We start from the raw sequence: 17,492 nt of genomic DNA on the forward strand, positions 1-17,492 counted from the left end.
TGTGGCGCTCAGCCAGGCGCCCCATACACTTTCATAACGGCGCCGCCTACCGTGAACCGCTGGAGCCTGCCATGACCACCGCCTCGTACCCGCACCTGCTCGCCCCGCTGGACCTGGGTTTCGTGACCCTGCCCAACCGCTGCCTGATGGGCTCGATGCAGCACCGGGCTCGAAGAGCGCCCAGGCGGTTTCGAGCGCATGGCCGCCCTACTTCGCCGAGCGCGCCCGGGGCGGCGTGGGCCTGATGGTCACCGGCGGCATTGCGCCGAACGAAGAGGGCGGTGTGTACGCAGGTGCCGCCAGGCTCACCACCGAGGCCGAGGCGGCCCAGCACCGTATCGTCACCGAAGCGGTGCATGCCGCAGGCGGGCGCATCTGCCTGCAGATTCTGCATGCCGGCCGCTACGCCTACAGCCCCAAGTCGGTGGCGCCCAGCGCCTTGCAGGCGCCGATCAACCCGTTCAAGCCGCATGAGCTGGACGATGCGGGGTCGAGCAGCAGATCGCCGATTTCGTCCGCTGCGCCACACTTGCCCAAAACGCCGGTTATGACGGCGTCGAAGGTAATGGGTTCGGAAGGCTACTTCATCAATCAGTTCCTGGCGGCCGCCACCGATCAGCGCACCGACCGCTGGGGCGGCGCATTCGAGCAACGCATGCGCCTGCCGGTCGAGATCGTGCGGCGCATCCGCGAGGCCGTGGGCGAGCGCTTCATCATCATCTATCGCCTGTCGATGCTCGACCTGGTCGAGGGCGGCAGCGACTGGCCGGAGATCGTGCAACTGGCCCAGGCTATCGAGCAGGCCGGTGCGAGCCTGATCAACGCCGGCATCGGCTGGCACGAAGCGCGCATCCCCACCATCGCCACCAAGGTGCCACGCGCCGCGTTCGCTCAGGTGACGGCAAAACTGCGGGGCGCGGTGAAGCTGCCGCTGATCACCACCAACCGCATCAACACGCCGGAGGTGGCCGAGCGGGTTCTGGCCGAGGGCTGCGCCGACATGGTGTCGATGGCCCGCCCGCTGCTGGCCGACCCTGCCTTCATCGCCAAGGCCGCTGCCGGGCGTGCCGATGAGATCAACACCTGCATCGGCTGCAACCAGGCCTGCCTGGATCACACCTTCGCCGGCAAGCTCAGCAGTTGCCTGGTGAACCCGCGGGCCTGCCACGAAACCGAGCTGGTGTATCACCCGGCAAGCCCGGCGCGGCGCATTGCGGTGGTGGGCGCAGGCCCTGCGGGGCTGGCGGCGGCAACGGTGGCCGCCGAGCGCGGCCATCAGGTGGTGCTGTTCGACAGCGCCGCCGAGATCGGCGGGCAGTTCAACGTGGCCCGGCGCATTCCCGGCAAGGAAGAGTTCAACGAAACGCTGCGCTACTTCGGCCGCAAGCTGGCCACCACCGGAGTGAGCGTCCGGCTCGGCCAGCGAGTGGATGCGCAGCAGTTGCTGGCCGAAGGGTTCGACGAAGTGCTGCTGGCCACCGGGATCATCCCGCGCACGCCCGAGATCGAAGGCATCGGCCACCCCAGCGTGCTTACCTACCTTGACGTCATCGTCGGCCAGCGGCCGGTGGGCCAGCGGGTGGCGGTGATCGGCGCCGGCGGCATCGGTTTCGACGTGAGCGAGTTCCTCGTGCAGCAGGGCCCGGCGCCGAGCCTGAACGTTGCGTTGTTCTACAAGGAGTGGGGCATCGACCCCACGCTGCAAGCCCGTGGCGGTGTGGCCGGTGTTGCCGCGCACCCGAGGCGCCGGCGCGCGAGGTGTACCTGCTGCAACGCAAGACGTCCAAGGTCGGCGACGGCCTGGGCAAGACCACCGGCTGGATTCACCGGCTGGGGCTCAAGCACAAACAGGTGCACATGCTTAATGGGGTCGAGTACCTGAAGATCGACGACGCCGGCCTGCATATCAGTGTGCAAGGCAGCGCACCGCAAGTGCTGGTGGTGGACAACATCGTCATCTGCGCAGGCCAGGAGCCGCGCCGCGAGCTGTACGACGCCTTGAAGGCGGCTGGCCAGGCCGTTCACCTGATCGGCGGTGCGGACGTGGCCGCCGAGCTCGACGCCAAGCGCGCCATCGACCAGGGCAGCCGGCTGGCGGCGGTGCTCTGAGCGGTCGAACTGCGCGCCTCACACCGTTCGAGCGCGCCATGTTCCATCTCGCCCCACCGCCCTTGCAGCCCCTTCGCCTGCCGGGGCTAACCGATGCCGCCGTGTTGCGGCTCGACCTGGTCGACCCGCTGATCACCGGCAACAAGGCCTACAAGCTCGAAGGCTACCTGCAGGGGGCCCGGCAGGCCGGGTGCGCCGGGCTGATCAGCCTGGGCGGTGCCCACTCCAATCACCTGCACGCCCTGGCCGCCGCCGGCCAGCGGCTGGGCTTTGAAACCGTGGGCCTGTTGCGTGGTGAGCCCGTCGATACACCTACCGTGCGTGACCTCAAGCGCTGGGGCATGCGCCTGCACTGGCTGGGCTATGGCGGTTACCGGGCGCGCCACCAGCCCGATTTCTGGCAACCCTGGCGCGTACGCTACCCGCAGTTGTACCCGGTGCCGGAGGGGGGCGCCGGCCCGTTGGGCGAGGCAGGCTGTGCGCGGCTGGTTCAGCAGGCGCTCGCGCAGCTGCCGGCACTGGGTTGGGATGATTTCGACGCCTGGTGGTTGGCGGCCGGCACCGGCACCACTGCGGCTGGGATCGCGCGGGCCGATACTCGGCCGGTCTACGCGGCCATGGCCGTGCCGGCCGGGCATGGCGTCGAGCAAGTGGTGCAGGGGCTGCGTGTGACGCTGATCGATGCTGCACGCGCAGGCTTCGGGCGTAGCGATGCAGCGCTGGACGCATTCGTGGCGCAATGCCCGTTGCCGGTGGAGCCGGTGTACACCGGCAAGGCCCTGATGGCGCTGTTGCAGCATCCACTGGCCCGGCAGCGAGTGCTGGTCATTCACACCGGAGGGATTCGAGCGGAGCCATCGGGCACCTGCGAGGGTCTTCTGGCTACTGCCCCTGCTTGAGGTTGCCTGCCACATGCTCCCGAACTGCTCACCAGCCGCCGCCTGTTCTTTGCCCTTGGCGTGCCTGCCCCACAACGCAAGGCCATTGCCCGCTGGCGCGCCGAGCTGCACCTGCGCGCCGGCAAGCCGGTGCCCTCGGAAAACTTCCACGTGACCTTGATGTTCCTCGGCGCGGTGCCGCTGGCCCAGCTCGACGCGATCTGCGACGCCGTCGAGGCGATGGGCAAGCCCGAAGGGCGGGTGACGCTCATGCTCGATCACCTGGACCACTGGCGCGCTGCCGAAGCGCTGGTGCTCGCCTCGCGGCAGCCGCCCAAGGCGTTGTTGCGCCTGGTGTACAACCTTGAGCAGGCATTGCTGCCACTGGGGCTGGGCGACACCCGGCGCGAATACCGCCCGCACCTGACGCTGGCCCGCAAGTACATGGGCCAGGTGCCGGAGGCGGGGGTGGCGCCTGAGTTCATGCTGCGCGCCGGGAGTTCGGGCTGTATGGAGTCGGTGCGTGGGGAATACCGTTTGCTGCGCAGTTGGGCATTGGCCGGTTAAGCCGTTTGCGCCGCCAGTGCCCGCTCCACCGCCGGCCGCTGCGCCGTGGCCTGATGCCAGGCATGCAACCTGGGCCACTGGCTCAACTCCAGCCCCACCAGCTTGAACCACCCCAGCACGGCGAACAGGTAAGCGCCGCTCAGGTCGAACGGCTGCTGCGAGTCCAGGGTGTTCTCCAGATAGTCCACGCGCTTGAACAGTTTCTCGCGCGCTCCTTGCAGCACGGCCTCCGGCCAGTCGCGGTTGAACAGCAGCGCCACCTTGGGGTGCAATTCGCTGCCGATGAAGTTCAGCCGTTCCAGCAGCCGCCAGCGCTCCAGGCTGCCGGCCGGCGGGGCCAGGCCGGCGCCTGGTTTCAGGCTTTCCAGGTACTGCAGGATCACCGGTGCTTCGGTAATCACCTCACCGTCGTCGCGCACCAGCGCCGCTACATGACCTTTGGGGTTGATGGTGAGGTGATCCTCACCGTCGGCGGTGCGCTTGGTCTGGTTGTTCACCTTCACCGCCTGGTGAGGCAGGCCGAGCTCCTCCAGCACGATGTGGCTCGCCAGCGAGCAGGTGTTGGGTGCGAAGTAGAGTTTCATGGCAGTTGGCTCTCATCGAGGATGACGGTTGCGAAACGGTCGTGCAGCGCCGCCAGGGCCGCGCGGTGCACGTCGGTGGCGGCGAGCGCCGGGCCGCCGGTCAGGTCGGGCAGGTCGCGGGTCGCGCAGGCGCTGGCCACCAGGGTTACACGATAGCGCGTGATCCAGCGCCGCGCGCACCGTGGCGCTGCGCGCACCATGTGAGTCTGGAAGCCCGCCACGATCAGCTCCGGCCGGCGCAGAGCCACCAGGCGCCGGGCCAGGTCAGTGCCGGCGAAGCTGTTGGGCAGGGTTTTCTCGACCTGTGCCTCGCCCTCCACTGGTGCCAGGGCTTCGATGAAGCGCCCGCCGCTGGCCGGGTCGAATAGCCCACCGGCAGCGCCTCGGTGGGCCACATGCAGCACCGGCGCGCCGTGCGCTCGGGCCGGCGGCGAGCAGGCGCTGGGCGCTGGCGACGGCGGCGTCCATGCCGCTGAGGGCCAGCGGGCCGCGCAGGTATTCGTCCTGGTGGTCGATCAGCAGCAGCGCAGCGTCTTGCCAGCGGGCGGGGCGCGGCTGGCGCCGGCAAGGTCGAGCAGGGTGGTGGCCATGGGCATCTCCAATGCAGTTGTGCGCTTACGGTAAGCCAGCCTGAACCTGTGCGTGAATTCACTGAACGGAGCACAGCGCCTGTGCAAAAGCGCACTCTCCTGGGACGACCTGCTGACCCTCGCCACGTTGGAGCGCAGCGGCAGCTACACTCAGGCCGCCCGGGAGCTGGGCCTGACGCACGCCACGGTGATCCGCCGCTTGCGCAAGCTCGAAGCCGCCCTCGGCCAGCCCTTGCTCGCACGTGCAGAGGGCGCCTTCGTGCTCACGCCGGCCGGCCACAGCGCGCTGGCGGCGGCCCGGCAGATGGAGCAAGCCGCACGCCAGTTGCAACACCAGTTGGAGAGCGCAGGTGCCGGTGTGGCCGGGCAAATGAGGATTGCGGTGACCGGTGCCCTGGGGGTTGAGGTGTTGGCGCCTGCCTTGCCGGCGTTGTTGGCGCAGCACCCGCAGCTGGAAGTGCGCCTGGAGCTGGACGACCGCATCGCCAGCCTGGCACGCCGTCGCGCGCACATCGGCGTGCGCCTGACGCAGCCTGAAGAACCTGGTGTGGTGGCACGAAGAGTTGGGCAGCTGGGATTCGGCCTGTATCGGGCGCACGCCACCGTTGTGGCGCCGAGCACGCCCTTGTGCGGCCTGATCGACGCGCACCTGCCGCTGCCTGAAGTGGACTGGGCGAAAACCGCACCCCGGCGCCTGGCGTTCCAGGCCAACAGCCTGCTGGCCGTGCGCGAAGCGGTGGCGGCGGGAGCCGGGCTGGCGCTGTTGCCGCATTACCTGGCGGCCGCTGACAGCCGCCTGGCACTGGAGCAGGCGGTGCCGGAGGTGAAACGCGAGCTGTCGGCTGGCCTATCCGCCAGAGTTTCGCGACACCCCGCGCTTCGCGCCGGTGCTGGAGTGGCTGCGCGCCACCTTGGCGCGCATCGTCAGCTGAGCGGCGCGGGCTTGCCGCCGATGCCGGTGCTCACCTGCACATTCAGGCGCGGCGTGGCCAGCTCCATGCCCGCTTCATCCAGCGTGCGCTTGAGCAGCAGGTTGAAGGCACGGGACACTTCGAACTGCTTGAGCGGCGCGGTCTTGAAGCGGGCGCGCAGCATCGCGTTGCCGGCCTCGAAACTCTCCACCCCCTGAAACTCCAGCGGCGACCAGATTTCCCGGCGCAGCAGCGGGTCCTGGCGGATCTTCTGGCTGGCGTCGCGGATCAGCTTCATGGCTGCATCGATGCTCAGGTTGTAGGGGATGGCGATGCGAAAGATCGCGTAGCCGAATTCCCGCGAGTAGTTCTTGATGCTCTTGATTTCGCTGAACGGGATGGTGTGCACGATGCCGTCGATGTCGCGCAGGCGCACGGTACGGATGGTCAGCCCCTCCACGGTGCCCATGTGCCCGCCGACGTCGACGTAATCGTCGATGGCCAGCGAATCCTCGACGATGATGAACAGGCCCGTGATCAGGTCGGCCACCAGCGATTGCGCCCCGAAGCCGATCGCCAGGCCCACCACGCCGAAACCGGCCAGCAGCGGCGTGACGTTCACGCCCATGTTGGCCAGCGCCACGATCGCGGCGATCACGAAGATGGTCACGAACAGCACGTTGCGGATCAGCGGCATCATCGTTTGCGCACGGGCGTTGGCCACGCCCTTGCGCGAGCGGCTCAGCGCATGGTGGATGCCGGTGTCGGCCAGGATCCACACCAGCCAGGCGAACAGCAGCGTGCCGCCCAGGCTCAGCACGCGCAGGCTGATGTCGCGCCCTTCGCCTTCTGCCAGGTGAAAGAACGACAACCCCAGGCGCGCAGGCCCAGCTCGATGAACACGGCCCACACCAGCAGGTGCGCCAGGGTGTAGGTGAAATGCTTGAGCCGCTCGGGGTACAGCGTGTGCCGGCGCGGGCCTTTGGCCGGGCGGCTGGCGTGGCGGCTGACCAGCCCGTTGATGACCATGCACAGCACCAGCAGCACCGTGCAGATCAGCGCCTGGCGCAGCGCCGTGCTGGTGTCGCCCGCCGACACGAAGGTCGACAGCAGCGACACCGCCACCAGCAACAGTGCCGGCACGTACCAGTACAGTGCCCATCACTTCCAGGGTGTCGGTGAACGCGCGCCGTTGCAGGCGCCGCTGCAACGGCTGGTTGCAGATCAGGTGCGCCACCGGCCGGCGGAAGCGCAGGATGAACCAGCCACTGGCCAGCGCCGCCAGCACATTGGCCAGGGTGCCGGCGCTTTGCGCCAGGTGTGGGCCGAGCGCCGAGACCAGCCCGGGGTCGCTCAGCGCCTCGCCGAATGCGGCAAAGCTGCCCACCAGCCACAGCAGCCGGAAGGCCCGGCGCCGCAGGATGTACAGCGCGCGGTGGCGATGCGGGCCATCGAGCAGCGAGAATGCGATCACGCAGATCGCCGAGAAACAGGTGCCCACCACCAGTGCAGTAGGCCAGCGCCACCGCCAGGTCCTTGCCCAGCGAAGAGGGTGCCCAGTAGCCGGCGAACAGCGTGATGACCAACGCCACCAGCCAGGGCCCGAGCTTGCGCAAGGCAAAGCGCAGCAGGTCGAGGGTGCGTGGGTGCTGCGGCAGTTCCTCGGGCAGGCCGAAGCGTTCGCGCAGGCGTTGGCCCAGCCAGATCAGCCCGTAGGCCAGCAGGCTCCAGGCCAGCAGCACCATGGCGAAGATCGCCAGCACCGGCGCCCACTCGCTCACGCTCAGCGAACGCTCCTTGAGCTCGTCACGGGCCAGTGCCAGCTCATCGCTCCAGCGCTTGAACGGGCTGGCCTGGCCGCTGAACTGCTGCTCAAGGCCCTTGATGCCGTTGCCGATCAGGCCCAGCACACCTTGTTCGGGTGTGGGTTGGGCCTTTTGCGTGGCGTCGCGGAGCTTTTCAGGTCATCGAGCAGCTTGGCCCGTTGCTGGTCGTTCTCGAGGCTCTGGATCACCTGGTCCAGCGAAGCGCCCAGCGGCTGGGTGGCTTGCGGCTGGGTGTGCTGCGAGCCGCTGAGCAGGCTCGGCAAGCCTGCGGCGCTGGCCGCCGACGGCAACCACAACAGCAGGCAGAGGGCGGCGAGCAGGCGGCGCATTCAGGGCAGGCTCACGCTGGCGTCGAAGGCCGAGAGCACCTTGACCAGGTGCGCCAGGTCCTGGCTGCCGGCAAGCTCGCGGATCGAGTGCATGGCAAAGGTCGGCAAGCCGATGTCGACGGTGCGCACGCCCAGGTGGCTGGCGGTGATCGGGCCGATGGTGGAGCCGCAGCCCATGTCCGAGCGCACCACGAAGCTCTGCACCGGCACTTCTTCGGCCATGCACAGGTGGCGGAAGAACCCGGCGGTTTCGCTGTTGGTGGCGTAGCGCTGGTTGCTGTTGACCTTGATCGCTGGCCCGGCATTGAGCTTGGGCCCGTGGTTGCCGTCGTGCTTGTCGGCGTAGTTGGGGTGCACGCCGTGGGCGTTGTCGGCGCTGACCATCAGCGAGCGCTGAATGGCGCGCACGTAGTCGGCGTGGTCCGGCAGCAGGCGCTGCAGCGTGTGCTCGAGCATCGGGCCATCGGCGCCGCAGGCCGAGGCCGAGCCGATCTCTTCGTGGTCGGTGCACACCAGCACGCAGGTTTCCTCGCCGTCGGCGTCGATCAATGCCTGCAGCCCGGCGTAGCAGGAAAGCAGGTTGTCGAGCCGCGCGCCGGCGATGAAGTCGGCATTGAGGCCCACCACCGCCGCCGGCTGGGTGTCGTAGAAGGCCAGCTCGTAATCGAGCACCACATCGGCGCTCACGCCGTGTTCGCGGGCGAGTTGATCGGCCAGCAGGGCGCGGAAGTCGAAACGCTCGGTGCCGGCGACCTGCGCCAGGATCGGCGGCAACTCACGCTGGGCATTGATCGCCCAGCCTTCGTTGGCGGTGCGGTTCAGGTGGATGGCGAGGTTCGGGATGATGGCGATGGGCGCCTTGAAATCCACCAGCAGGCTCTCGACCTTGCCGCCTTCGCGGAAGGTGACCCGGCCGGCCAGCGACAGGTCGCGGTCGAACCAGGGCGCCAGCAGGGCGCCGCCATACACTTCAACGCCCAGTTGCAAGAAGCCCTGGGTCTGCAGCTCGGGCTGCGGCTTGACCTTCAGGCACGGGCTGTCGGTGTGCGCGCCGACCAGGCGCAGGCCGGTGCTCACCAGCGGCTGGCGGCCCATGCGCAACGCAATGATCGAGGAGCCGTTGCGGGTCAGGTGATAGCGCCCGCCGGGCTGTACATCCCACGGGTCGCGCTCGTTCAGGCGCTGGTAGCCCGCGGCTTCAAGGCGCTTGGCCAGGCTCGCGGCGGCGTGGAAGGGGGTAGGGGAGGCCTTGAGGAAGTCGATCAGGCCCTGGTTGAGGGTGTCACTCATTGAAGTACTCCAGGCGGCGATTGGGCCGATTTCAGCCCATCGCCAGGGTCAAGGGCTCAGAACGGGGCGGGGCACTCGACGCGCACGCGCGCGCCGGTCACCGGGTGGCCGAAGGCGAGCATGCTGGCGTGCAGGCACAGACGTTCGTGGCGGCCAGCGCCTGTTCGTGGGCATAAAGCCGGTCGCCCAGCAGCGGGTGGCCGATCGAGAGCATGTGCACGCGCAACTGGTGCGAGCGGCCGGTGATGGGCGTGAGCTCGACACGGCAGCCGTATTCGAAACGCTCCAGCACGCGCCAGTAGGTCAGCGCGTGGCGGCCGTGCTCGTGGCACACCACATGGCGTGGCTTGGTCGGCGGGTCGTAGCGCAGTGGCAGGTCGATGCTGCCGCTCTCTTGCTCGGGCTGGCCCCAGCACAGAGCGGTGTAGGCCTTTTCGGTTTCGCGGTCATGGAACTGGCGCGACAGCTCGCGGTGCGCATCGGGGTTGCGCGCCAGCAGGATGATCCCGCTGGTTTCCCAGTCCAGGCGATGAACGATCAGCGCTTCGGGGTAGCCGTTTTGCTGCAGGCGGGTGATCAGGCAGTCTTCGTCGTCGTCGGCCCGGCCGGGCACCGACAGCAGCAAGGTGGGCTTGTCGACCACCAGAAAGGCGGCATCCTCATGCAGGATGCGGATGTTGGACAGCGGCATTGCCAGCCTCTACAAACACGCGCGCCGCGCGCGGGAGGCCCGGGCGCGGCGTGCGATGGGCCGGATCAACGATCCGGCAGGGTGATGTTCAGTTCCAGGATCGAGCAGCTGCCCTGGCTTTCGAGCGCCACATGCACATCGTCGTTGTCGATCGAAACGTACTTGCGGATCACTTCTACCAACTCCTTTTGCAGGGCTGGCAGGTAGTCCGGCGTCGTGCGCTGGCCGCGTTCGTGAGCAACGATGATCTGCAGACGCTCTTTCGCGACCGAGGCCGTGCTGGCCTTCTTGCGGTCCCGAAAGAAGTCGAAAATATTCATTCACGGCCTCCAAACAAACGGGCGATCCAGCCTTTCTTCTGTACATCCAGGAAGCGGTGCGGCAGCTCTTTGCCCAGCAGGCGGTCGACTGCGTCGCTGTACGCCTGGCCGGCATCGCTCTGGTCATCGAGAATCACCGGCACACCGGCGTTGGAGGCCTTGAGCACGGCGGTGGATTCGGGGATCACACCCAGCAGGCGGATCGCCAGGATTTCCTCGACGTCTTCCACGCCCAGCATCTCGCCCTTGCTCACGCGCTCAGGGTGATAGCGGGTCAGCAGCAGATGTTCCTTGATCGGGTCTTCGCCGTTGGCGGCGCGGCGCGACTTGCTGGCCAAAAGGCCGAGCATGCGATCGGAGTCACGCACCGAGGACACTTCAGGGTTGGTGACCACGATAGCTTCGTCGGCGAAGTACATCGCAAGGCTTGCACCTTCTCGATGCCGGCCGGGGAGTCGCAGAGCACGAAGTCGAAATCCTTGGCCAGGTCGTTGATGACCTTTTCCACGCCTTCCTGGGTCAGCGCGTCTTTGTCGCGGGTCTGGCTGGCGGCGAGCACGTAGAGGTTCTCAAGGCGCTTGTCCTTGATCAGTGCCTGTTGCAGGTTCGCTTCCCCGTTGACGACGTTGACGAAGTCATAGACCACACGGCGTTCGCAGCCCATGATCAGGTCGAGGTTACGCAGGCCTACGTCGAAGTCGACGATGACGGTCTTGTGCCCGCGAAGGGCCAGGCCGGTGCCGATGGCGGCGCTGGTGGTGGTTTTGCCCACACCGCCTTTGCCGGAAGTAACCACGATAATCTTGGCCAAGGTGTTTCACCCTAAAAGGACATCAGGGGCATTGGCCCCTGAAACATGACAGTTGAAACTTCTGGCGGCACGTTCTGCCGCTCTTGGAAGTTGCACGTAAAATGGCGGCAGTATCCGTTAAAGGCGGGTGATGTTCAACACATCTTGACTCGAACTGATCTGCACGCTGGCCCCCCAGAGCGGGTCGCGGCGCAGGTCTTCACTGACCTTGTATTGCCCGGCGATGGAAATGAGTTCCGCGCCCAGTTGCTGGCAGAAAATCCTTGCCTTGCTGTCGCCCTTGATACCGGCCAGGGCGCGCCCACGCATTGGGCCGTACACATGGATGTTGCCATCGGCCAGAAGTTCCGCACCACTTGAAACCGAACTGATCACCACCAGGTCGCCGCCCTGGGCGTAGATCTGCTGGCCGCCGCGTACCGGCTGAGTAATCACGCGGGTCGGTTGCACGCTGGGGGTGGGGGTTCTGCAGGTTTTTCCACTGGCTTGGCTTCGGTGGCTGCCGGCAACTCCACCGGGCGCTCGCGCGCATTGGAGGGCGGCAGCACTGGCAGGTCGATGGCGATGGCAGCGGCGATGTCCTCGATGCGGCTGGCGCGGATGGCCAGCGTACGCAGCCCATGGTGGCGGCACACGCGCATCAGGCCGGGCAGGTCGAGGCTGCCTTCGCCGGCCGGCAGTTTGTCGAGTGCCAGCACCAGCGGGGTGTTGCTGAAGAAGTTGGGCGCCTGCGCCACCTTCGCCGCCAGCTGGCGGTCCAGGGCCTCAAGGCTGTTGCGGGCCAGTTCCAGCACCGTGATGGCCAGCATGCTGCCCTTGAGTTGGAACACCGGTTCCTGGTCGACTGATTCGGTTGAGCTCATGTTGGCAAATAGCGTCTTTTCGCGAAAAGTGCCCAGACTTATAACGAGAACGACTGTCGAGTCGCAAGCCGCGTCATACGTTGTACGAACGCACGGCTTTGCTCATCGCCCAGGAATTCCCATGGCCCGCACCCGTTTCCGCCGCGCTTACCTGCACCCGCGTTTCTGGCCGCTGTGGCTGGGTGTCGGGCTGCTGTGGCTGGGTGGTGCAACTGCCCTACGCCGCACTGCTGCGCCTGGGTGCGGGCGTCGGCGGCCTGATGCGGCTGTTCGCCGGCGAACGGCGGATGATCGTCACGCGCAACCTCGAACCGTGCTTCCCGAACCTGCCCGCCGCCGAGCGCGAGCGATTGGTGCGCGACAACTTCGCCTCCACCGGCATCGCCTTTTTCGAGATGGCCATGAGCTGGTGGTGGCCCAAGGCGCGGCTGGCACGGCTGGCGCATGTGGAGGGGCTCGAGCATCTGCAGGCGGCGCAGCAGGCCGGCGAAGGGGTGATCCTGATGGCCGCGCACTTCACCACCCTTGAGATCGGCGCTGCGCTGCTGGGCCAGTTGCACACCATCGACGGCATGTATCGCGAGCACAAGAACCCGGTGTTCGACTTCATCCAGCGCCGTGGCCGCGAGCGGCACAACCTCGACTCGCTGGCGGTCGAGCGCGAGGACGTGCGCGGCATGCTCAAGCTGCTGCGCAAAGGGCGGGCGATCTGGTACGCGCCCGACCAGGATTACGGCGCCAAGCAGAGCGTGTTCGTGCCGCTGTTCGGCATCCCCGCCGCCACGGTCACCGCTACCAGCACCTTCGCCCGGCTGGGCAAGGCGCGGGTGGTGCCTTTCACCCAGCAGCGCCTGCCGGGCGCGCAGGGTTATCGGCTGGTGGTGCATCCGCCGCTCGAGGGCTTTCCGGGTGAGACCGAAGCTGAAGATTGCCTGCGCATCAACCAATGGGTGGAGGCGGCGATCATCGATTGCCCGGCGCAGTACTCGGCGCACCGCCGCTTCAAGTCGCGCCCGGAGGGCGAGCCTCGCCTTTATCCGAAGCGCAAGCGCTGATCGGCACGGGCTCACTGCGTCCGCGCGCTGCGTTCACGCCTGCCTTCCCACATGCCCGGCTGCCAGCCTCGGCCCGGCCCCGAACAGTTTGTGCCGCAGGCTGCCCTCGGCATATTCGGTCTTGAACAACCCTCGGTTCTGCAATTCCGGCACGACGTGCTCGATGAAGTCGGCATAGCTTTCCGGGGTGACGGTGCGGGCCAGGTTGAAGCCGTCGATGCCGGTGTCTTCCACCCAGGCTTGCAGCGCATCGGCCACCTGCACGGCGCTGCCCACCAAGGCCGGGTAACGGCCGCCCAAAGCGTTCTGTTCCAGCAGCCGGCGTACGGTCCACTGGCCGTTGGTGAGCGTTTGCCGTGCTGATTCGATGGCGTTGGTCTGTTCATCGCGGATCGGCTCGTCCAACCCGTAGCGCGCAAGGTCAATGCCGGTAGACGCCGAGTATGCGCCACGCCTGCCTCTGGGCTGGCGTAGCGCAGGTATTCGCCGTGCTTGTCACGCGCTTCGGCTTCGCTGCCGGCGACCACCACGCTGATGCCCATGAACACCTTTATCGCCTCCGGCGTGCGGCCGGCGGCCTGTGCTGCGGCGCGCACCTTGGCCACCTGTGCGGCGGTGGCGGGCGGCGTCTGGCCGGAGATGAACACGCATTCGGCATGCTGCCCGGCAAAGCGCAGCCCGCGCGTGGACGAGCCGGCCTGAAACAGCACTGGGGTGCGCTGGACCGAGGGCTCGCTCAGGTGGTAACCCTGAACCTGATAGAACTCGCCACGATGGTCGATCGGATGCACCTTGGCCGGGTCGGTATAGCGGCGCCCGGTGCGATCGGCCAGCACCGCACCGTCTTCCCAGCTGTGTTCCCAGAGTCTGTAGAGCACTTGCAAATACTCATCGGCCTGATCGTAGCGGCGGTCATGGGCCACCTGCTTCCGCCGGCCCATGGCGCGGGCAGCGCTTCGAGGTAGCCGGTGACGATGTTCCAGCCCACCCGGCCCTCGGTGAGGTGGTCCAGCGTCGAGAAGCGCCGCGCCAGCAGGTAGGGCAATTCATAGGAAAGGTTGGCGGTCAGGCCGAAGCCCAGGTGGGAAGTGACGGCGGCCATGGCCGAGACCAGCATCAGCGGGTCATTGACCGGCAACTGGATGCTCTCGCGCAGGGTCAGGTCGACGTTGCCTTGCCAGGTGTCGTATACCCCGACGATGTCGGCCAGAAACAGCCCGTCGAACAGGCCCTTCTCCAGCAGTTTGGCAAGGTCGGTCCAGTAGCTGAGCTTGTGGTAGTCGCTGGAGCGGTCCCGCGGGTGCGCCCACAGGCCGTGGTTGATGTGGCCCACGCAGTTCATGTTGAAGGCGTTGAGCAGGATCTGTTTACGCTGAGGCATGGTCGGGCTCGCGAGGGGCGCGGCCCGGGAACGGGCCTGGCTGGGTGAAATAAAAGCAGCGAAGTCCGGAGGCCCGGTGCGCAGAGCCTAACCCGCTAGCGAGCAGGCTGCCCAATAGCGCGCGGGCATATGCTTAAGCCCGCAAGGCGCCGCGCTGGCCTGCCCCGTGGGGCTCAGGCAAGATGCAGCCTTTCCCGTCCAAGGCCGCCACCATGCTCATTGCTGCTGCTCGAACTCGCGCCGTTGCCAGGGACCTGGCCGCCAACCTTCAAGCGCACGTGCGTTTGATGCACAAGGCGCATGCTCTGGGCGTTCGATTGCTGGTGTTCCCGGAATTGTCGTTGACCGGTTACGAGCCCGAGGCGGCCGCAGCGCTGGCCTTGGACCAAGAGGACGAAGCCCTGCGGCCGCTGCGCGAGCTGGCCGAGCGCTGCGAGATGGTGTGCATCGTCGGGGCGCCGCTGCGCACGCCAGGCGCTGGCAAGCCGGTGATCGCGGCCTGGATCTTCGGCCTCCCAGGCGGGCCGCAGGTGTACGGCAAGCAGCACCTGCACCCGGGCGAGGAGCGTTTCTTCAGTGCCGGGCAGGGCGGTGCCGGGTTCACCGTGGGCGAGCTGCCCGTGGCGTTGGCGGTGTGCGCGGATTTCTCCCACGCCAGTCACCCGGCCGCTGCCGCCGCTCAAGGCGCCGGCCTGTACGCGGTCAGCGCCTTGGTCAGCGAGGGTGGCTATGGGCACGACAGCGAATTGCTGGCCGGTTATGCCCGTCAACACCGCATGCCTGTGCTGCTGGCCAATCACGGCGGCGAGAGCGGTGGCTGGCACTGCGCCGGGCGCAGTGCGCTGTGGGATGCCGAGGGGCGCTGCGTGTCCGAGGTCCCCGGGCCGGGTGAGGCGTTGCTGCCGGTCGAGATCAGCGGTGGCCTGTGGCGCGCCTTGCCGGTTGTGGTGCTCGGCTGAATCAGTCCTGGTAAAACCGCAGGCGGTTGCCAAATGGGTCGGCCACCTCCAACGTGCGGCCCGAACCCTGGTCGACGATCTCTGGCCGCGCATAACCATAGGCCTTGCCCTGCAGTTCATCGCGCAGGGCCTCCAGGCCCTGCACCGGGATCAGCACCGTTGCCCCGGGCATGCATCGCCGTGGTGCTCGGACAGGTGCAGCACCAGCGGCCCGCGGCGAATGCCCAGGTACAAGGGCAGGGCGGCTTCGTAGCGGTGTTCGGAACTCGACACTGAAGCCAAGAAAGTCCAGGTAGAACTCCCGGGCCTTGGCTTCATCGAACGAGCGCAGCACGGGCACGGCGCGCTCGAAGGCTATGGAAGGGGTGGTTTCGGTAGCGGGTGTTGTCATCGTGTCGATCCCTGATGAGCGTTGACGGAGCTGACAGCCTTTTACTTGAGCCGGGCGGCTCCGGCAACTCATCGCCAGCCGGCAGGCACGCGATTGCGTTGCTCAGGCCCCCATGTTTTCCCTATAACCCCACCACAAATTTGCTGCTTCCGCCCCCCGCGCAGCTTCGGCCAAGATCGGCGCCATTGAGCACGTTCTTCCGAAGGAGGGCTTTCGATGCCCCTGCACGATACTGAAATCGACACCCTCGTCATCGGCGCCGGCCAGGCTGGCATCGCCATGAGCGAGCACCTGAAAAGCCACAACGTGCCGCACCTGGTGCTGGAGCGCAGCCGCATCGCCGAAGCCTGGCGCAGCGGCCGCTGGGATTCGCTGGTGGCCAATGGGCCGGCCTGGCACGACCGCTTCCCGGGGCGCGATTTCGACATCGCCCCGGACGGCTTTGCCGGCAAGGAGCAGGTGGCTGACTATTTCGAAGCCTATGCGGCGCAGATCGATGCGCCGATCCGCACGGGGGTTGAGGTCAAGCGGGTGGCGCGCAATACCGGCCGCCCGGCTTCACCGTGGAAACCTCCGAGGGCACTGTGCAGGCACGCCGAGTGGTGTGCGCCACCGGGCCATTCCAGAAGCCGGTGATCCCGCCCATCGCACCCAAGGATCCTGGCCTTTACCAGATTCACTCGGCGCAGTACTTCAACCCCGAGCAGTTGCCGGAGGGCGCGGTGCTGGTGGTGGGCGCCGGCTCTTCCGGCGTGCAGATCGCCGAAGAGCTGATGCGCGCCGGCAAGCAGGTGTACCTCTCGGTGGGCGCCCGACGACCGCCCGCCGCGTGCCTACCGCAACCGTGATTTCTGCTGGTGGCTGGGGGTGCTGGGCCTGTGGGACACCGAAACCCTGCAGCCGGGCCGTGAGCACGTGACCATCGCCGTGAGCGGTGCGCGTGGCGGCCACACCGTGGATTTCCGCCGCCTGGCGCTGGAGGGCATGGTGCTGACCGGCCTCACCCACGCCTTCGACGGCCACACCGTGCGCTTCGCCCAGGACCTCAACGACAACCTCGACCGGGGCGATGCCAACTACCTGGCCGTGCTCGACGCCGCCGATGCCTGGATCGAGCGCAACGGCATCGACCTGCCGCTGGAGCCGCAGGCCCGCGAGCGCGTGGCCGATGCGGCGTGCATCACCGACCCGCTGCACGAACTGGACCTGGCCGCCGCCGGCGTCAACGCGATCATCTGGGCCACCGGCTATGCCACCGACTACAGCTGGCTGGAGGTCGACACTTTCAAGGACAACGGCAAGCCCCAGCATCAGCGCGGGGTAGGGCAGGAGCCGGGGATCTGATTTCGTCGGCCTGCCGTGGTTGTCGCGGCGTGGCTCGGCGTTCATCTGGGGCGTGTGGCACGACGCCAAGCACGTTGCCGGGCACATCGCCACTCAACGCCAGTACCAGCATTACCGCGCGGCCGGCGAACCTGCCAGCCGCTGACTTCCCCTTTTCGATCAGGAGCGCCGACCATGGCCAGCCCCACTCACACTCGCATTCGCATGTTCAACACCAAGGACACCTACCCCAATCAGACCCTGGACAACGACCTGTGCCAGGCCGTGCGCGCCGGCAACACGGTTTACGTGCGTGGCCAGGTAGGCACTGACTTCGACGGCAACCTGGTGGGCCTGGGCGACCCGGCTGCACAGGCCGAGCAGGCCATGAAGAACGTCAAGCAGCTGCTCGAAGAGGCCGGCAGCGACCTTTCTCATATCGTGAAAACCACCACCTATCTCATCGACCCGCGTTACCGCGAGCCGGTGTATCGGGTGGTCGGCCAGTGGCTCAAGGGCGTGTTCCCGATTTCCACGGGGCTGGTGGTGTCGGCCCTGGGCCAGCCGCAGTGGCTGATGGAAATCGACGTGATCGCCGTGATCCCCGACTGATT

12 protein-coding genes and 8 pseudogenes are annotated in these 17,492 nt (G+C 67.2%); 10 read left to right on the forward strand and 10 right to left on the reverse strand.

What is annotated here, in order from left to right; all coding sequences use genetic code 11:
- The first annotated feature begins 71 nt into the window (after positions 1 to 71).
- Genes LN139_RS05045 through thpR form a run of 5 tightly spaced genes read left to right on the forward strand, consistent with a single transcriptional unit; the run spans position 72 to position 3,554 of the window.
- Positions 72 to 245: a hypothetical protein gene (locus tag LN139_RS05045; protein WP_236359033.1), complete on the forward strand. Its 174-nt coding sequence runs from the start codon at positions 72 to 74 to the stop codon at positions 243 to 245.
- On the forward strand, positions 245 to 1,882 hold the full coding sequence (locus tag LN139_RS25430; RefSeq protein WP_442964412.1) for an oxidoreductase: 1,638 nt from the start codon (positions 245 to 247) through the stop codon (positions 1,880 to 1,882). Before LN139_RS05045 ends, LN139_RS25430 begins: the two co-directional genes overlap by 1 nt.
- Positions 1,858 to 2,109: a hypothetical protein gene (locus LN139_RS25435; protein ID WP_442964382.1), complete on the forward strand. Its 252-nt coding sequence runs from the start codon at positions 1,858 to 1,860 to the stop codon at positions 2,107 to 2,109. The genes LN139_RS25430 and LN139_RS25435 overlap by 25 nt, the downstream gene beginning before the upstream one ends.
- A 38-nt stretch (positions 2,110 to 2,147) precedes the next feature.
- On the forward strand, positions 2,148 to 3,008 hold the full coding sequence (locus LN139_RS05060) for a 1-aminocyclopropane-1-carboxylate deaminase/D-cysteine desulfhydrase (RefSeq protein WP_236359034.1): 861 nt from the start codon (positions 2,148 to 2,150) through the stop codon (positions 3,006 to 3,008).
- 6 nt (positions 3,009 to 3,014) lie between these two features.
- The gene (thpR, locus tag LN139_RS05065; RefSeq protein ID WP_442964413.1) at positions 3,015 to 3,554 is read left to right on the forward strand and encodes an RNA 2',3'-cyclic phosphodiesterase; all 540 of its coding nucleotides are present in this window, start codon (positions 3,015 to 3,017) and stop codon (positions 3,552 to 3,554) included.
- Here thpR and LN139_RS05070 read toward each other — a convergent pair.
- Together LN139_RS05070 and LN139_RS05075 are read right to left on the reverse strand one after the other, a co-directional pair.
- Positions 3,551 to 4,138 carry a glutathione S-transferase N-terminal domain-containing protein gene (locus LN139_RS05070; RefSeq protein WP_236359036.1) on the reverse strand — a complete coding sequence of 196 codons (588 nt, stop codon included), beginning with the start codon at positions 4,136 to 4,138 and terminating at the stop codon, positions 3,551 to 3,553. The two genes, thpR and LN139_RS05070, sit on opposite strands and share 4 nt — an antisense overlap.
- On the reverse strand, positions 4,135 to 4,542 hold the full coding sequence (locus LN139_RS05075) for an isochorismatase family protein (protein WP_236359037.1): 408 nt from the start codon (positions 4,540 to 4,542) through the stop codon (positions 4,135 to 4,137). Before LN139_RS05075 ends, LN139_RS05070 begins: the two co-directional genes overlap by 4 nt.
- Before the next feature lie 238 nt (positions 4,543 to 4,780).
- Between LN139_RS05075 and LN139_RS05080 the strand changes: the two are divergent.
- A pseudogene (locus LN139_RS05080) lies at positions 4,781 to 5,602 on the forward strand (LysR family transcriptional regulator); the annotation flags it as partial.
- A gap of 50 nt (positions 5,603 to 5,652) precedes the next feature.
- On the opposite strand, the pseudogene LN139_RS05085 reads toward LN139_RS05080, so the two are convergent.
- The 6 genes and pseudogenes from LN139_RS05085 to minC form a co-directional block, all read right to left on the reverse strand.
- Positions 5,653 to 7,794 (reverse strand): annotated as a pseudogene (locus LN139_RS05085) (mechanosensitive ion channel domain-containing protein).
- Positions 7,795 to 9,084, reverse strand: a complete 1,290-nt coding sequence (locus LN139_RS05090) for a M18 family aminopeptidase (protein WP_236359038.1) — start codon at positions 9,082 to 9,084, stop codon at positions 7,795 to 7,797.
- A gap of 56 nt (positions 9,085 to 9,140) precedes the next feature.
- Positions 9,141 to 9,775, reverse strand: a pseudogene (locus LN139_RS05095) (RluA family pseudouridine synthase).
- Positions 9,776 to 9,840: 65 nt separating this feature from the next.
- Positions 9,841 to 10,095 (reverse strand): cell division topological specificity factor MinE, encoded by a 255-nt coding sequence (minE, locus tag LN139_RS05100; protein ID WP_097084881.1) that lies wholly within the window; start codon positions 10,093 to 10,095, stop codon positions 9,841 to 9,843.
- Positions 10,092 to 10,906: pseudogene (minD, locus tag LN139_RS05105) on the reverse strand (septum site-determining protein MinD). Before minD ends, minE begins: the two are co-directional and overlap by 4 nt.
- 117 nt (positions 10,907 to 11,023) lie before the next feature.
- A pseudogene (gene minC / locus LN139_RS05110) lies at positions 11,024 to 11,769 on the reverse strand (septum site-determining protein MinC).
- Between the two features lie 121 nt (positions 11,770 to 11,890).
- Here minC and LN139_RS05115 point away from each other — a divergent pair.
- Positions 11,891 to 12,824 (forward strand): annotated as a pseudogene (locus tag LN139_RS05115) (lipid A biosynthesis lauroyl acyltransferase).
- 33 nt (positions 12,825 to 12,857) lie between these two features.
- On the opposite strand, the pseudogene LN139_RS05120 reads toward LN139_RS05115, so the two are convergent.
- Positions 12,858 to 14,205: pseudogene (locus LN139_RS05120) on the reverse strand (LLM class flavin-dependent oxidoreductase).
- A 212-nt stretch (positions 14,206 to 14,417) separates the two neighbouring features.
- Here LN139_RS05120 and LN139_RS05125 point away from each other — a divergent pair.
- Positions 14,418 to 15,164 carry a carbon-nitrogen hydrolase family protein gene (locus LN139_RS05125; RefSeq protein ID WP_236359039.1) on the forward strand — a complete coding sequence of 249 codons (747 nt, stop codon included), beginning with the start codon at positions 14,418 to 14,420 and terminating at the stop codon, positions 15,162 to 15,164.
- Between the two features lies 1 nt (position 15,165).
- On the opposite strand, the gene LN139_RS05130 is transcribed toward LN139_RS05125, so the two are convergent.
- Positions 15,166 to 15,555: a glyoxalase superfamily protein gene (locus tag LN139_RS05130; protein ID WP_442964383.1), complete on the reverse strand. Its 390-nt coding sequence runs from the start codon at positions 15,553 to 15,555 to the stop codon at positions 15,166 to 15,168.
- A gap of 216 nt (positions 15,556 to 15,771) precedes the next feature.
- Here LN139_RS05130 and LN139_RS05135 point away from each other — a divergent pair.
- Together LN139_RS05135 and LN139_RS05140 are read left to right on the forward strand one after the other, a co-directional pair.
- Positions 15,772 to 17,044 (forward strand): annotated as a pseudogene (locus LN139_RS05135) (flavin-containing monooxygenase).
- A 29-nt stretch (positions 17,045 to 17,073) separates the two neighbouring features.
- On the forward strand, positions 17,074 to 17,490 hold the full coding sequence (locus LN139_RS05140) for a RidA family protein (RefSeq protein WP_236359040.1): 417 nt from the start codon (positions 17,074 to 17,076) through the stop codon (positions 17,488 to 17,490).
- Positions 17,491 to 17,492: the final 2 nt, after the last annotated feature.

Origin of the sequence: Pseudomonas sp. KNUC1026 (genome assembly GCF_021650705.1) — a bacterium.
Lineage (GTDB): Bacteria > Pseudomonadota > Gammaproteobacteria > Pseudomonadales > Pseudomonadaceae > Aquipseudomonas.

Excerpts from the sequence above, each read along its gene's own strand:
- LN139_RS05045 (WP_236359033.1), top strand. The coding sequence starts at position 72 with ATGACCACCGCCTCGTACCCGCACCTGCTCGCCCCGCTGGACCTGGGT.
- LN139_RS25430 (WP_442964412.1), top strand. The coding sequence starts at position 245 with ATGGTCACCGGCGGCATTGCGCCGAACGAAGAGGGCGGTGTGTACGCA.
- LN139_RS25435 (WP_442964382.1), top strand. The coding sequence starts at position 1,858 with ATGCTTAATGGGGTCGAGTACCTGAAGATCGACGACGCCGGCCTGCAT.
- LN139_RS05060 (WP_236359034.1), top strand. The coding sequence starts at position 2,148 with ATGTTCCATCTCGCCCCACCGCCCTTGCAGCCCCTTCGCCTGCCGGGG.
- LN139_RS05070 (WP_236359036.1), bottom strand. The coding sequence starts at position 4,138 with ATGAAACTCTACTTCGCACCCAACACCTGCTCGCTGGCGAGCCACATC.
- LN139_RS05090 (WP_236359038.1), bottom strand. The coding sequence starts at position 9,084 with ATGAGTGACACCCTCAACCAGGGCCTGATCGACTTCCTCAAGGCCTCC.
- minE (WP_097084881.1), bottom strand. The coding sequence starts at position 10,095 with ATGAATATTTTCGACTTCTTTCGGGACCGCAAGAAGGCCAGCACGGCC.
- LN139_RS05125 (WP_236359039.1), top strand. The coding sequence starts at position 14,418 with ATGCTCATTGCTGCTGCTCGAACTCGCGCCGTTGCCAGGGACCTGGCC.
- LN139_RS05130 (WP_442964383.1), bottom strand. The coding sequence starts at position 15,555 with ATGACAACACCCGCTACCGAAACCACCCCTTCCATAGCCTTCGAGCGC.
- LN139_RS05140 (WP_236359040.1), top strand. The coding sequence starts at position 17,074 with ATGGCCAGCCCCACTCACACTCGCATTCGCATGTTCAACACCAAGGAC.